Source organism: Pseudomonas sp. HMSC08G10, assembly GCF_001808425.1.
GTDB lineage: Bacteria > Pseudomonadota > Gammaproteobacteria > Pseudomonadales > Pseudomonadaceae > Aquipseudomonas > Aquipseudomonas guariconensis.
Map to the genome: position 1 here is coordinate 68,203 of NZ_KV793320.1, position 14,376 is coordinate 82,578.

12 protein-coding genes are annotated in these 14,376 nt (G+C 63.8%); 6 read left to right on the forward strand and 6 right to left on the reverse strand.

Annotated features, from left to right (window positions below):
* Positions 1-27: 27 nt before the first annotated feature.
* The 5 genes from HMPREF3173_RS17025 to edd form a co-directional block, all read right to left on the reverse strand.
* Positions 28-1,293 carry an ABC transporter substrate-binding protein gene (locus tag HMPREF3173_RS17025; RefSeq protein WP_070574768.1) on the reverse strand — a complete coding sequence of 422 codons (1,266 nt, stop codon included), beginning with the start codon at positions 1,291-1,293 and terminating at the stop codon, positions 28-30.
* Positions 1,294-1,426: 133 nt separating this feature from the next.
* Positions 1,427-2,881, reverse strand: a complete 1,455-nt coding sequence (locus tag HMPREF3173_RS17030) for an ATP-binding protein (RefSeq protein ID WP_070574770.1) — start codon at positions 2,879-2,881, stop codon at positions 1,427-1,429.
* Positions 2,862-3,560, reverse strand: a complete 699-nt coding sequence (locus HMPREF3173_RS17035; RefSeq protein WP_371906688.1) for a response regulator — start codon at positions 3,558-3,560, stop codon at positions 2,862-2,864. The genes HMPREF3173_RS17030 and HMPREF3173_RS17035 overlap by 20 nt, the downstream gene beginning before the upstream one ends.
* A gap of 76 nt (positions 3,561-3,636) precedes the next feature.
* Complete coding sequence (locus HMPREF3173_RS17040; RefSeq protein ID WP_070574774.1) at positions 3,637-4,596, reverse strand: glucokinase; 960 nt, start codon at positions 4,594-4,596, stop codon at positions 3,637-3,639.
* Complete coding sequence (gene edd / locus HMPREF3173_RS17045) at positions 4,593-6,419, reverse strand: phosphogluconate dehydratase (protein ID WP_070574776.1); 1,827 nt, start codon at positions 6,417-6,419, stop codon at positions 4,593-4,595. Before edd ends, HMPREF3173_RS17040 begins: the two co-directional genes overlap by 4 nt.
* Before the next feature lie 265 nt (positions 6,420-6,684).
* Here edd and gap point away from each other — a divergent pair, with 265 nt between their 5' ends.
* The 6 genes from gap (at position 6,685) to HMPREF3173_RS17075 (ending at position 13,400) form a co-directional block, all read left to right on the forward strand.
* Positions 6,685-7,686 carry a type I glyceraldehyde-3-phosphate dehydrogenase gene (gene gap, locus HMPREF3173_RS17050; protein WP_070574778.1) on the forward strand — a complete coding sequence of 334 codons (1,002 nt, stop codon included), beginning with the start codon at positions 6,685-6,687 and terminating at the stop codon, positions 7,684-7,686.
* Between the two features lie 174 nt (positions 7,687-7,860).
* On the forward strand, positions 7,861-8,373 hold the full coding sequence (locus HMPREF3173_RS17055) for an RNA polymerase sigma factor (protein WP_070574779.1): 513 nt from the start codon (positions 7,861-7,863) through the stop codon (positions 8,371-8,373).
* A 91-nt stretch (positions 8,374-8,464) separates the two neighbouring features.
* On the forward strand, positions 8,465-9,427 hold the full coding sequence (locus tag HMPREF3173_RS17060; protein ID WP_070574782.1) for a FecR family protein: 963 nt from the start codon (positions 8,465-8,467) through the stop codon (positions 9,425-9,427).
* Positions 9,428-9,553: 126 nt separating this feature from the next.
* Complete coding sequence (locus tag HMPREF3173_RS17065) at positions 9,554-12,151, forward strand: TonB-dependent receptor (protein WP_070574783.1); 2,598 nt, start codon at positions 9,554-9,556, stop codon at positions 12,149-12,151.
* Positions 12,152-12,334: 183 nt separating this feature from the next.
* Positions 12,335-12,928 (forward strand): biliverdin-producing heme oxygenase, encoded by a 594-nt coding sequence (locus HMPREF3173_RS17070; protein WP_043210679.1) that lies wholly within the window; start codon positions 12,335-12,337, stop codon positions 12,926-12,928.
* Between the two features lie 55 nt (positions 12,929-12,983).
* Positions 12,984-13,400 carry a YbaN family protein gene (locus HMPREF3173_RS17075; protein WP_070574785.1) on the forward strand — a complete coding sequence of 139 codons (417 nt, stop codon included), beginning with the start codon at positions 12,984-12,986 and terminating at the stop codon, positions 13,398-13,400.
* On the opposite strand, the gene HMPREF3173_RS17080 is transcribed toward HMPREF3173_RS17075, so the two are convergent.
* Positions 13,380-14,376, reverse strand: a 997-nt coding sequence (locus HMPREF3173_RS17080; RefSeq protein ID WP_256544523.1) for an amino acid permease, incomplete at its 5' end; no start/stop codon positions are given. The genes HMPREF3173_RS17075 and HMPREF3173_RS17080 overlap by 21 nt on opposite strands.

Consider the following 14,376-nt stretch of genomic DNA (forward strand, 5'->3'; position numbering starts at 1 on the left):
GTAAGGTCAGAGAGACCGCAAGCGGTGCTACTGCGCGGCCTTGATCGCCGCGCCCAGCTGCTTGGCCGCCTTGGCAGGGTCTGCCTTGGGGTCGTTGAGGAAGTTGGTGACCACATCGAAGATGGCCCCCTGCACCGCCAGCGATGAGGCCATGTTGTGCGCCATGCTCGGTTGCAGCCCCTGGCCTTTCTCGGCCTCCTGGAAGTCCTTCTGCGACTGCTGGGTGCAGGCATCGAACGGCGTCATGTCCATGCCTTGGCGCACTGGCAGCGAGCCCTTGGCTTGGTTGAAGGCGGTCTGGAAGGCCGGCTCCAGCGCGACCTTGGCCAAGTCGTTCTGGGCCTTGATATCGCGCTCGTTCTTGAGTTTGAACATCGCCAAGGAGTCGATGTTGTAGGTGAAGCTGCCCTGGGTGCCGGGGAATGGCACGCACTGGTAGTCCTTGCCGGCCACCTTGTGGGCGGCGGTCCATTCGCTCTTGGCCCAGTCACCCATGATCTGCATGCCGGCCTTGCCGTTGATGACGTCGGCGGCAGCGATGTTCCAGTCTCGGCCGGCGCGGTTGGCGTCCATATAGGTGCCAAGGCGCTGCAAGGTCTTGAAGGTCTCCACCATCTTGTCGCCGGTGAGCGTCTGTTCGTCCAGCTCGACGAACGCCTTGTGGTAGCCCTCAGGCCCCAGGATGCTCAGGACCAGGCTTTCGAACACCGTGCTGTCCTGCCAAGGCTGGCCGCCGTGGGCCAGTGGCTGGAAGCCTGCGGCCTTGAGTTTGTCGGCGGCGACGAACAGTTCATCGAGCGTATGCGGCACCTTGGCGCCTGCCTTCTCGAACACCACCGGATTGACCCACAGCCAGTTGACCCGGTGGATGTTCACCGGCACGGCTACATAGTGATCATCGTACTTCCAGATAGGGGTCAGCTTGGCCGGCAGCAGGGTGTCCCAGTGGTTGGCATTGGCCACCTCGTCGAGCTCGGCGAGCAGGCCCAAGGCACCCCACTCCTGGATATCCGGGCCCTTGATCTGGGCGGCGGCCGGTGGGTTGCCGGCCACGGCGCGGCTCTTGAGCACGGTCATGGCCGCGGCACCACCGCCACCGGCCACGGCGTTGTCCTTCCAGGTGAAACCGTCTTTTTCGACCTGCTGCTTGAGGGTGTTGACGGCGGCGGCCTCACCGCCGGAGGTCCACCAATGCAGGACTTCGACAGAGCCCTTTGCTTCGGCAGCCAGGGCGGTCAGCGGCATGAATGAGGCGAGGGAAACGACAGCGGCGAGGCGAGTGATCGCATTCATCGTGGAGAACCTTTCTTGTTGTTATGCGAGGCAAGTCGTGGTGCTTGCGCTTGCCTTGGAGTCTAAACAGCCGTCGAAGGCCGCCAGGTAACGAAGGGATGCGCGAATGTCACCAAGCGGTGACATTCGCCACTCAATCGGTGCTGCGCGGCAAGCTGAGAGTGACCCGCAGGCCACCCTGACGCAGGTTCAGCAGGCTGACCTCTCCGCCATGGCTATGGGCGATGTTACGCGCGATGCCCAGCCCCAGGCCGTAGCCCTGCTGCTGACCGGCCAGGCGAAAATGCGGTTCGAAGACCTGCTCTAGGCGCTGTTCGGGAACCCCAGGCCCCTGATCATCCACCTGCAGGACAACCCCTGTGGCGCTGTCGAGAATGCGCAGATGGGCCCGTTCGCCATACTTGATGGCGTTGTCGATCAGGTTACCAATGCACCGCCGCAGGGCCAGGGGCTTGCCCGCGTAGGGCGCCAGGGCACGGCCTTCGAGGGTGATGCGGCCATCGCCCAGGTAGGGCTCGGCGAGTATCTCCAGCACCTGGTTGAGGTCCACAGACTCGATATTCTCGTGGATGTCGGTGTCCTTCACACACTGCAACGCCCCTTTGACCAGCAGTTCGAGCTCGTCCAGATCACGACTGAACTTGGCCTGCAGCTGCTCGTCCTCGAGCAGTTCGACCCGTAGGCGCAAACGCGTGATGGGCGTGCGCAGGTCATGGGAAACGGCGCTGAACAGCTGCGCGCGCTCAGTCAGGTAGCGACTGATGCGCTCGCGCATGCTGTTGAAGGCCCGCCCCACTTCTGCCACTTCGCTGCCCCCACCTTCGGTGACGGGCGCGACATCGGCGCCCAGGGACATCTCTCGCGCCGCCCGTGCCAGACGCTTGAGCGGGCGGCTCTGCCAATGCACGAGCAGGCCGATGAACAGCAACAGCAAAGCGGTGGTCAACGCGATGAAGCCGATCTGCTGACGCGGCAAGCGCTCGGCTTCCAGGCTCGTGTAGGGCTCGGGTAACAGCGAGGCGATGTACAGCCACTCGTCCTTGTCCAGGCGGATCTGGGTGACCAGCACCGGCGGGTTCAGCGGCTCCAGGGTCAGTGAGTAATGCGCCCAAGAGCGCGGCAGCTCGTCGAGCTTCAGGCCACTATTGAAAATGCGCAGCTCCTGGGGGCTGACGAATTCCACGGAGATTTCCATCTGCGGCCCCAGCCGCTCGTGCAGTACCGACTGGAACACGTCGATCACCGCCTGCTTGCGTGGCGTGATCGGCAGCACCGGCATGTCCAGCGGCTTGTCGTTGAGCGAGACGAAGAACCGCGTGCCACCCATGCTGCGCAACTGGTCCAGCACCATGGGCCGATAGGCAACAGGCAATGAGCGGAAGTAGCTGACACTGGCGCTCATCGAATGGGCCAGGCTACGGGCACTGGCCTGTAGGCCCTGGAGCTGACTGGCACGCAGCTGGGAGACCCAGATCACGCTCGACAACCCTTGGGCCAGCAGCACCACCAACAACGTCAACGACAGCATGCGCCCGAGCAGCGAGCGCGGCAGCAGGCGCCAGCGCCGCTCAGCAGGCAGGGCAGACATGGGCCGCCAGCAGGTAGCCACTGCCGCGCACGGTACGGATCAGCCGTGGCGGTTTATCCGTGTCACGTAACCGCTGGCGTAGGCGGCTGACCGCCATGTCGACGATGCGGTCCAGCGGCATCGGCTCACGGCCTCGGGTGGCATTGCCGATGGTGTCGCGGTCGAGGATCTGCTGCGGATGGTCGAGAAACAGCTTGAGCAAGGCGAAGTCGGCGCCGGAGAGAATCACTTCTTCGCCATCGCGATGAAACAGGCGATGACTGATGGTATCCAGGCGCCAATCGTCGAAGGCCAGCACCGCCTGACTGGGTACCGCCTGACCGAACTCGGCGCGGCGCAGCAACGCCTTGATGCGCGCCTGCAACTCGCGCGGGCTGAAGGGTTTGCCCAGGTAATCGTCGGCCCCCAGCTCCAGGCCGATCACCCGATCGGTTTCATCGGAGCTGGCAGTCAGCATGATGATCGGCACCCGCGCCAGGCGCGGGTGCTGACGCACCCAACGACACAGGCTGAAGCCATCCTCGTCGGGCAGCATCACATCGAGAATCACCAGATCGCAGGGCTCGGCCTCCAGCGCCTGGCGAAAGCCCTTGCCATCGGCCTCGGCATGCACCTGAAAACCTGACCGGCTCAGGTACGCCTGCAACAATTCGCGAATGTCCTGGTCGTCGTCGACCATCAGGATCGATTTGCCAGCAGTGGTCACTGAACCTTCCTCTGGTAGTGATAACGGACGGGCATCAAGGGCCTGGCGATCAATGGCCCAATGCCTGCTGCAACGCCACACCGGCACCCAGCAACCCGGAAAACTCCGCAGTCACCAGCCACACCGGCACCCCTTCGAAATAGCCGCTCATGCAGCCCTTGTCGGCAAAGCTCGCGGCAAAGCCACTGTGTAGAAACAGTTCGGCAAAACGCGGAATCACGCCGCCGACAATATAAACCCCGCCCCGTGCTCCCAAGGTCAGTACATTGTTACCGGCCACGCGCCCGAGGAAACGGCAGAACTGCTCGATCACCGCCAATGCCCGCGGCTCGCCGCCCAGCGCGGCATCGGTGATATGCGCAGGCGTCTTGTGTCTGGGGATGTCGCCATCGAGCGCGCACATGGCTTGGTACAGACGCACCAGCCCGCCGCCACTCAATACCGTCTCGGCGCTGACATGGCCAATCTGCCGATGGATCTGCTGATGGATCGCCGCTTCGCGTTCGTTGCCCACCGGCAGATCGACATGACCTCCCTCACCCGGCAAGGCCAGCCAATGCTGGTTGTCCAGGCGCAACAGGCTGCCCACGCCCAGGCCGGTACCTGGTCCGATGACCAGAGCCGGGCGTGCAGGGTCGGCCGCGCCCGGACACACCTGGCGATACTCGCCCGGCTGAAGGCGCGTCATGCCCAGGGCCATGGCACTAAAGTCGTTGATCAACAGCAGGTGCTCGACCTGCAAGGCCTGGCAGAAGGCACGGCGGCTCAGACGCCAGTGGTTGTTGGTGAAGCGAAACGCATCGCCGCTCACAGGCCCGGCAACTGCCAGGCATACGGCCGTCAGCCCGCCGCGGGCAATGCCTTGCCCGGCCAGATAAGCCTCGATGGCCTGCTCGGGGCTGGTGTAGTCGGCAGTGGCCAGGACCTGCACCGACTGCAACTGGTTGTCGTGCCACAAGGCAAAGCGGGCATTGGTGCCGCCGATATCGCCAACCAGCAGCGCAGTCATTTGAGCTGCTCCAGGGCCGAGGTGAAGGCGCTGGCGCCCTGCTCGGCGGAGCTGAACGCCACCCGCATGAAGCCGAACAGCTCGCGCCCCATTCCCAAATCGTTGCCTTGGGGAGGTTCCGGCAGGTCACGGGTGGCCAGCTCCTCGGCCGACACCATCAGCTGCAGCGTGCCTTCGATGCCATCGACCCGCACGATATCGCCATCGCGCACCCGCGCCAGCGGGCCACCGTCATAGGCCTCGGGGCACACATGGATCGCCGCCGGGATCTTGCCCGAAGCGCCGGACATCCGCCCGTCTGTGACCAGCGCCACTTTGTAGCCACGGTCCTGCAACACCCCCAGGAAAGGGGTCAGCTTGTGCAACTCAGGCATGCCGTTGCAGCGCGGCCCCTGGAAGCGCACCACCGCGACGAAGTCGCGCTCCAGCTCGCCGGCCTTGAACGCATCGGCCAGGGATTGCTGGTCATGGAACACCCGGGCGGGTGCCTCCACGACTTGATGCTCGGGCGCCACGGCCGACACCTTCATGACACCTCGCCCGAGGTTGCCGTTCATCACCCGCAGGCCACCCTCAGCCGAGAACGGCCGTGCCACCGGGCGCAGGATGCTCTCGTCCAGGCTCTGGCGCGGCCCTTCACGCCAGACCAGCTTGCCCTCCTCGAGGAACGGCTCCTGGGTGTAGCGGCGCAGACCGTGGCCGGCCACGGTGTTGACGTCCTCGTGCAACAGCCCGGCATCGAGCAGTTCGCGGATGAGAAACGCCATGCCACCCGCCGCCTGGAAGTGGTTGATGTCGGCCTTGCCGTTGGGATAGACGTGAGACAGGGTCGGTACCACCTCGGAGAGGTCCGCCATGTCCTGCCAGGTCAACTGGATGCCGGCAGCCTGGGCAATGGCCGGGATGTGCAGGGTGTGGTTGGTGGAGCCGCCAGTGGCGTGCAGCGCGACGATCGCGTTGACCAGCGCCTTCTCATCGACGATCTCGCCCAGGGGCATGAAGCTGCCGCTGGCCTTGGTCATGCGCGTGACCTGTTGCGCCGCCTCGGCGGTCAGGGCGTCACGCAGCGGTGTATAGGGATTGACGAACGATGCGCCGGGCAAGTGCAGGCCCATGACCTCCATCACCAGCTGGTTGGTGTTGGCCGTGCCATAGAAAGTGCAGGTGCCGGGGCTGTGATAGGACTTCATCTCCGATTCCAGCAGCTCTTCGCGGCTGGCCTTGCCTTCGGCGTAGCGCTGGCGCACGTCGGCCTTTTCCTTGTTGGAGATCCCCGAAGGCATTGGCCCGCCTGGGACGAAGATGGTCGGCAGATGACCAAAGCGCAGGGCGCCCATCATCAGGCCGGGCACGATCTTGTCGCAGATGCCGAGCATCAATGCGGCATCGAACATGTTGTGGGACAAGGCGATGGCGGTGGACATGGCGATCACTTCACGGCTGGCAATGGCCAACTCCATGCCCGGTTCGCCTTGGGTGACGCCATCGCACATGGCGGGCACGCCACCGGCGAACTGGCCGACCGAGCCGATCTCGCGCAGAGCCTGTTTGATCTGTTCCGGGAAGTGCTGGTACGGCTGGTGCGCCGACAGCATGTCGTTGTAGGCCGAGACGATGGCCACGTTGGCGGCGTTCATCATCCGCAGGCTGTGTTTGTCCTCGGCGCCGCAGCCGGCCACGCCGTGGGCGAAGTTGGCACATTGCAGGCGGGCGCGCATGGGACCGTCGCTGGCCGCGCCGCGAATCAGCTCCAGGTAGCGTTCACGGGTGGCACGGCTGCGTTCGACCAACCGTGCGGTGACCTCAAGGATGCGCGGATGCATGTACTGGACTCCAGGCTGACTGTAAGGGTGGCGTCGATGGGCATTTCCCCTTCAAACGATTGCGGCCTAGGCTCAAGGTAAGGGGGCCTGACGCAATCTGGGGGTGGTCTGCCCGACCACTCGTTGTAGGTTTAACAAAATACTGCCATCAAAAAGGCTTGTTTTCTATCCAGCAGTGAATAATCTTGTAATTCCAATAACAAAACCGTTTCAGTGAAGTGACCTTTTTGCCACAAGCTTCACTCGGACTGCCAGAGGTAATGCCATGACCCTTCGGATCGCCATCAATGGATTTGGCCGCATCGGACGCAACGTCCTGCGCGCACTCTATACCCAAGGCTACCGCCAGGACCTGCAAGTCGTCGCCATCAACGACCTGGGCGACAGTGCGATGAATGCCCACCTGCTCAAGTACGACAGCGTGCACGGCACGTTCGATGCTCAAGTCGAATCCGACCAGGAGAGCCTGACGGTCAATGGCGACCGTATCTCGGTCAGTGCCATTCGCAACCCGGCGGAGCTGCCCTGGAAGGCCGAAGCGGTAGATGTGGTGTTCGAATGCACGGGCTTGTTCACCGACCGCGCCAAGGCAGCAGCCCACCTGAGCGCCGGCGCAAGCAAGGTGATCATCTCGGCGCCCGCCAAGGGAGCCGACGCCACGGTGGTGTACGGGGTCAACCACGACACCCTGCGCGCCTCGCACCAGATCATCTCCAATGCTTCTTGCACCACCAACTGCCTGGCGCCGATCGCCCAGGTGCTGCACCGTGAGTTCGGCATCGAGCAAGGGCTGATGACCACCATCCACGCCTACACCAATGACCAGGTGCTCACCGACGTCTACCACACCGACCCCTATCGCGCGCGCTCGGCCACCCAGTCGATGATCCCGAGCAAGACCGGCGCCGCCGAGGCCGTGGGCTTGGTGCTGCCGGAGCTGGCCGGAAAGCTTACGGGCATGGCGGTGCGGGTGCCGGTGATCAATGTGTCGCTGGTAGACCTGACCGTCAACCTCAAGCGCGAAGCCAGCGCCGAGGAGGTCAACCAACTGTTCCTCGAAGCCAGCCGGCACTCGCGCATCCTGGGTTACAACGCCCTGCCGCTGGTGTCCTGCGATTTCAACCACAACCCGCTGTCGTCGATCTTCGACGCCAACCACACCCGCGCCAATGGCCGGATGCTCAAGGTGCTGGCCTGGTACGACAACGAATGGGGCTTCTCCAACCGCATGCTCGACAACTGCCTGGCGCTGTGCAACGCGGGTTGACCTGGCAGACCATCGCACGCTGCGTCAGTGCCTGGTGCGGTTTTTGTAGGGCCTGGCGAAGCCTGCGACGGGTCGCAACACTGCGACACTTACCCACTCTTTACATCGATGAGGCTTGACCAAACCACAAGATGATAAGCATTATCATTTGCCTTTCGTCGGTCAGGTTTCCTCGTGAGTCAGTCCCGGTTCAACACAGTGTTCCTCACCCAGCGCCTCCCTTTGCTGCGCACGTTGCAGCGCATGGTGGGCAACCCCAGCACGGCCGAGGATCTGCTCCAGGAGACCTACCTGCGGGTCACCCGCGCCTTGGGCGTACGCCCCATCGAGCACTTGGAGCCGTTCGTGTTCCAGACTGCGCGCAACCTTGCGCTCGATCACCTGCGCGCGCGCCGCGTGCTGGCCCGCACGCTGGTTGACGATGTCCCTGACGAGGTGCTGCACAACGTCGCCGCGCCGACGAGCAGCAGCGAAGAGGCCGCTCACGCCGAGCAACTGCTCAAGCACCTGAGCGTCAGTCTCGATCAGCTCACCCCACGCCAGCAGCGCATTTTCATCCTCAGCCGACTGCATGGCGCCAGTTACCTGGAAATCGCCGAGCAGTTGAAGGTGTCGGCCAGCACCGTACAGAAAGAGCTGAAACTGATCATGGCCATCTGCGTGGGCGTCGCCGAACGCCTGCGCTGAGCCGACCATTCGCCGGTCGGCAGCGCCCCCCACTTGCCACGCCTGCTCGCAGCCATGATCATTCGCGAAAAAACCACAGCAAGGATTTTCTGTGACAGACAGCCCTGCCCCTCGCCCGTCTCCCGACGCGCCTGATGCCCGAGCGCGTGCCATGGACGAAGCGCTGGACTGGCTGGTACGTCTGCAATGCGCCAGTGAGCAAGACACCCGGGATTTCGAAGCCTGGCTGGGCGCCGCCGCAGAGAACGCCGAAGCCTATGTCGAAGCCGAAGCCCTGTGGAACGGCGCACCGCTGCATCAGGCCGCCGTGCAATTGAACCACCGTCACCGCACCGCCTTGCGCGGTCGCCTGCGTACCCACTGGAAACCTTTGGCCACCGCCGCCGTGCTGCTGGTCGGGCTGCTTACCTTCGGCAACCTGCCCGTGCGCCTGCAGGCCGACCACTTGACCGTGGTCGGCGAACGTCAGCGCCTGCAACTGGACGACGGCGCCCAGGTATTGCTCAACACCAATTCAGCCTTCGCCAACGACCTGCGTGACGGCCGCCAGGTCGCACGTCTGCTGCAAGGCGAGGCTTACTTCCAAGTACCGGGCAACAGCCCTGCCCCGCTCGTGTTGGAAGCAGGCCCGCTGCGCGCGCAGGCACAAGACACCGACTTCGCCGTGCGTTACCTCGATGGCGAAGCGCAAGTGCGGGTGCAGCGTGGCGATATCGATTTGCAGGGCGCCCGTGACCAGCGCATCCGCCTGTCGGCCGGCGACAGCATCAGCGTCGGCCCTCAGGGGTTCGGCCAGCGCCAACGCCCAGACATGCACAAAGACCTAGCCTGGGTCGAAGGCCGTCTGGTGTTCGAGAATTGCCCGCTCAGCCAGGTCCTTGCCGAAGTGCGCCGCTACTACCCCGGTTGGATCATCAACCGCAACCCGAAGCTCGAACAGGTGGCGGTGACCGGCAACTACCGCCTGGACCAACCTCTGGAAACCCTGCGCGCCCTGGCCCACATCACCTCTGCACAAGTGCACGAGTATCCGGCGCTGGTGATCCTCAATTGACGCCCTGAAGTTTTTTTACGCGATCGCGCCTTCCCGTCCGTCTCGTTATAGCCAATGCAACTGATTCTTGTTTGAAACAAGAACGGTCACCACCTATAACAGTTCGCGCGTCAGGGAGCGCCTTCGATGTCCACAGGTCCAACTCGCCCGTCCACCCCTTCCCGCCGCATGGGGCAATTGTCCCTGCTGACACTGGCCCTGCTCGCCAGCGGCGCCTGCAGCCTGCCTACCCTGGCCGCAGAACCGGCCAATGCCAGCAGCCCACGCCTGGGCGACTACCGCTTTGCCATCGAGCAGCAGCCACTGGTCTCGGCGATCAACGCGTTCAGCCAGGTCACCGGCTGGCAGGTCGGTTTCAGTGCCGAATTGGCCGAGGGCGTGTCGTCACCGGGGGTACGGGGCTCGCTGCCTGCGCAAGCCGCATTGCGCCGTCTGCTGCAAGGCACCGGGCTGAGCCTGCGCAAGATCGGCAACGCCAACGTGGTATTGGAGCGCCAGCAGGCCAGCAACACCATCGCCCTGCAGCAACTGACCGTGAGCGCCACCCGCAGCGCCCAGGACGTCAGCCAGGTGCCAAGCACCGTCAGCGTGCAGACCCGCGAGCAACTGGATCGCAGGAACGTCAACGACATCAAGGAGCTGGTCCGTTACGAGCCCGGCGTCTCCGTCGGCGGCGTCGGCCAGCGCAGCGGCCTGAACGGCTACAACATCCGCGGCATCGATGGCGAACGGATCCTCACCCAGGTCGACGGCGTCTCGGTTCCGGATGGTTTCTTCTACGGCCCCTATGCCCAGACCCAACGCAACTATGTCGACCCCGAGATCGTCAAGCGCGTGGAGATCCTTCGCGGTCCAGCCTCGGTGCTCTATGGCAGCAATGCCATTGGCGGCGCGGTCAGCTACTTCACCCTCGATCCGGACGACATCATCAAGCCTGGCAAGGACATGGGCGCCCGCCTCAAGACCGGCTACAGCTCGGCCGATGAAAGCTGGCTGACCTCCGCCACCGCCGCCGGCCGCCAGGGCGACTTCGACGGCCTGTTGCATCTGAGCCAGCGCAACGGTCACGAAACCGAATCCTACGGCGAGCACGGTGGCACCGGCCTTGACCGCACCAAGGCCAACCCCGAGGATGCGCGCACCACCAACGTACTGGCCAAACTGGGCTGGAACTACGCCGAGGACGCGCGACTGGGCGTTACCTACGAGCGTTACAAGGACGATCGCGACCAGAATGTGCTCAGTGCAGTGGGTGGACCGTTCATTCCCGGCATGGGCGCTTCGAACATGTATCGCGCCCGAAGCGCCGATGACACCATCACGCGGGAACGCTTCGGCATCAATCATGAGTTCGGCCTCGACAGCCTGCTGGCCGATCACATGAAATGGAGCCTGAACTACCAGATCGCCAAGACCGATCAACGCACCGAGGAGCTATACTTCGCCCGTGGCCGCGAAGTGCTTCGTGATCGGCAGACGACCTACAAGGACCGCCAATGGGTGCTCGATGCACAGCTCGACAAAGCGTTCACCGTTGGCGCCACCGACCATCTGCTGACCTACGGCACAACGCTCAAGCAAGAAAAAGTCACCGGTTCTCGTAGCGGTACGGGCGTCTGCCTGAATGTTGGTGGCTCCTGCACAGCCATCGGCCAGATCAGTCCCCCCGACAGCCTGGCCCGGGTCAGCGACTTCCCCGACCCGACCATCAACACCTACAGCCTGTTCGCCCAGGACGAGATCCGCTGGAACAACTGGACCTTCCTGCCGGGCGCACGCTACGACTACACCCGGCTCAAGCCGCACCTGACCGATGAGTTCCTGGCCACCCTGCCGACCTCGGGCAACACCACCGTCAGCGACAAACAGAAGAACTGGCACCGCGTTTCGCCCAAGCTGGGCGTCACCTACGCCTTCAACGACCACTACACCTGGTACGGGCAGTACGCCGAAGGCTTCCGCACGCCGACGGCCAAGGCATTGTATGGCCGCTTCGAGAACCCGGCCGGCGGCTATGTGGTCCAGCCGAATCCGAACCTTGAGCCGGAAAAGAGCAAAAGCTACGAGACCGGTCTGCGCGGCAACTTCGATGCGGGCAACTTCGATGTCGCCGTCTTCTATAACAAGTACCGCGATTTCATCAATGAAGACGCCCTGCTCAACGGCAACGACGCGCTCGACTTCCAGGCGCAGAACATCAAGCACGCCACCATCAAGGGCGCCGAGGTCAGAGGTCGTCTGAACCTGGATCGCTTTGGCGCACCGCAAGGCCTGTACACCCAAGGCTCGGTGGCCTACGCCTATGGCCGCAACGATGACACCGGCCAGCCGCTGAACAGCGTCAACCCACTCACTGGCGTGTTTGGCCTGGGGTATGAGCAGGACAGCTATGGCGGCCTGCTGAGCTGGACATTGGTCAAGCGCAAGAACCGCGTCGACGACACCACGTTCTTCTCCCCCGACGGCAGCACTTCGCGCTGGCGTACCCCCGGCTATGGCGTGCTCGACCTGAGCGGCTTCTACAAGATCACGGACGATGTGACCGTCAATGCCGGTCTGTACAACCTGACCGACAAGAAGTACTGGCAGTGGGATGACGTACGCAGCTATGCCACTGTCGGCCAGAACGGCCAGAGCGAAGCCGCCGTCACCCAGCCCGCCAACCTCGACCGCCTCACCGCGCCGGGACGCAACTTCGCCATCAATTTGATCTGGGATATCTGAGCGCCGTCGTGCGACGGCACCGCATCGCCTGCTTCGCGGCTGAAGCCGCTCCCACAGGGACTGCGCCGGTCTCAGGATCGGCGCGGTACCAGTGGGGCCTTCACCCTCTGCAAACACCTTTTTTACGGTCGGATCCGACCCGATTCGTCTCGTCTAGAGCCCTCATCTGCCAAGGACCTTTCCATGACCGCCACCCCCGCCCTGCGCTCGCAGCGCCTGAACCAGGTCACCCACGCACCGCACACCGAGCTGGACGCCCTGGTCAAATCCCACAAGCCATTCGACAGCCGCGAAAGCTTCGCCCGCTTCGTGGTCGCCCAGTACCTGTTCCAGTCCGAACTGCAGGCCCTGTACAACGACCCGCGACTGATCGCCATCGTGCCGGACCTGGCCCAGCGCTGCCGTGCCGAGCAGGCACGTCTGGACCTGGCCGACCTGGACACCGACGTTCCCGCCCCTTTGCCCGGCGCGTTGCAAGGGCCGAGCCTGGGCCAGGCCTTGGGCTGGATCTTCGTCTCCGAAGGCTCCAAACTGGGCGCCGCGTTCCTGATCAAGCGTGCCGTGGCTCTTGGGCTGTCCGACAGCTTCGGCGCCCGTCATCTGGGCGAGCCGGCCGGTGGTCGCGCCGAAGGCTGGAAGCAGTTCACCCGAATCCTCGATAACCTCGAGCTTTCGGCCGAGGAGGATGCCGCCGCCGAACGTGGCGCAGTGGCGGCCTTCGAGCGCTTCACCGAACTGCTCAAGCATGCCTATGCCGCGGATGCCGCACTGGCCTGAGAGGCTTCACCCGGTCACCGCTCCGTTGGCCGGACCGTTTTTTCGCAGTGAGACCATGACCCGACCAGCCCGCTCGAAACTCGCCCGCCTGCTCTACGCAATCCTGGCCTATGTCAGCTTGGGTATTGGGCTGGTCGCGATCGTCGTACCCGGCCTGCCCACCACCGAATTCATTCTCCTGGCCGCCTGGGCAGCGACTCGCAGCTCCCCGCGTCTGAGCGCCTGGCTGGAAAATCATCGGTTGTTCGGGCCGATCCTCCATAACTGGCGCAATGGCAAGGTGATCCAGCGCCGTGCCAAGGTCAGCGCCACGCTCAGCATGCTGCTGTGCGTGGGGCTGATGCTGACGTTCTTCGAGCATCGCTGGCCAGTGTTTCTGGCCATTGGCGGCATGACCTTGGGCAATCTGTGGATCTGGTCGCGCCCGGAGCGACCTGTCCCGCCCTGCCCCTCACAAACTCAGCACCCCTGAATACAAGCCGTAGGCCGCTAGCCCCGCTCCGGCTAGCACCGCTGCGAAGATCAGCTTTTCCCAGCCAATGAACAACGCCTTGCCTTGTTCGTGCTTGGCTCGGGCGAACAGGATCACGCCCGGCGCATAGAGCAGGGCCGAGAGCAGCAAGTACTTGAGCCCCCCGGCATACAGCAACCAGACGGCATAAAGCAGCGCCACCAGGGCGACTACCAGGTCCTTGCGACGCACCTGCGGCTGCTCGGCATAGCCTTCGCCACGCAGGGTCAGCAGCACCGCGTAGGCCGCCGACCAGAAGTACGGCACCAGAATCATCGACGACGCCAGGTAGATCAGGCTGGTGTAGGTGCCCGCCGAGACCAATGTGATCAGCAGGAAGCCCTGAATCATCACATTGGTCAGCCACAGGGCGTTGGCCGGTACATGGTTGGCGTTCTCCTTGGCCAGGAAACGCGGCATGGTCTGGTCCCGCGCCGTGGCGAAGAGGATCTCGGCGCACAGCAGCGCCCAGGAAAGCAGCGCACCCAGCAGCGATATCGCCAAGCCAATGCTGATCAGCAAGGCGCCCCAGGGCCCGACGATGTGTTCTAGCACCGAAGCCAACGAGGGGTTCTGCAGATTGGCCAGCTCTGGCTGGGTCATCACCCCCAACGACAGCACATTGACCAGCACCAACAATGCCAGCACCCCGAGAAAGCCGATGACCGTGGCCTTGCCCACGTCCGAGCGATGCAGCGCCCGCCCCGAATACACACTGGCGCCCTCGATGCCGATGAACACGAACACGGTCACCAGCATCATGTTGCGCACCTGCTCCAGCACGTTGCCGAACTTGGGGTTGCTCAGCCCCCAGATGTCACGGGTGAAGATATCGGCCCGGAAGGCGAAGGCGGCAATGACGATGAAGATCAGCAGCGGCACCACCTTGGCCACGGTGGTCACCTGGTTGATGAACGCCGCTTCCTTGATGCCGCGC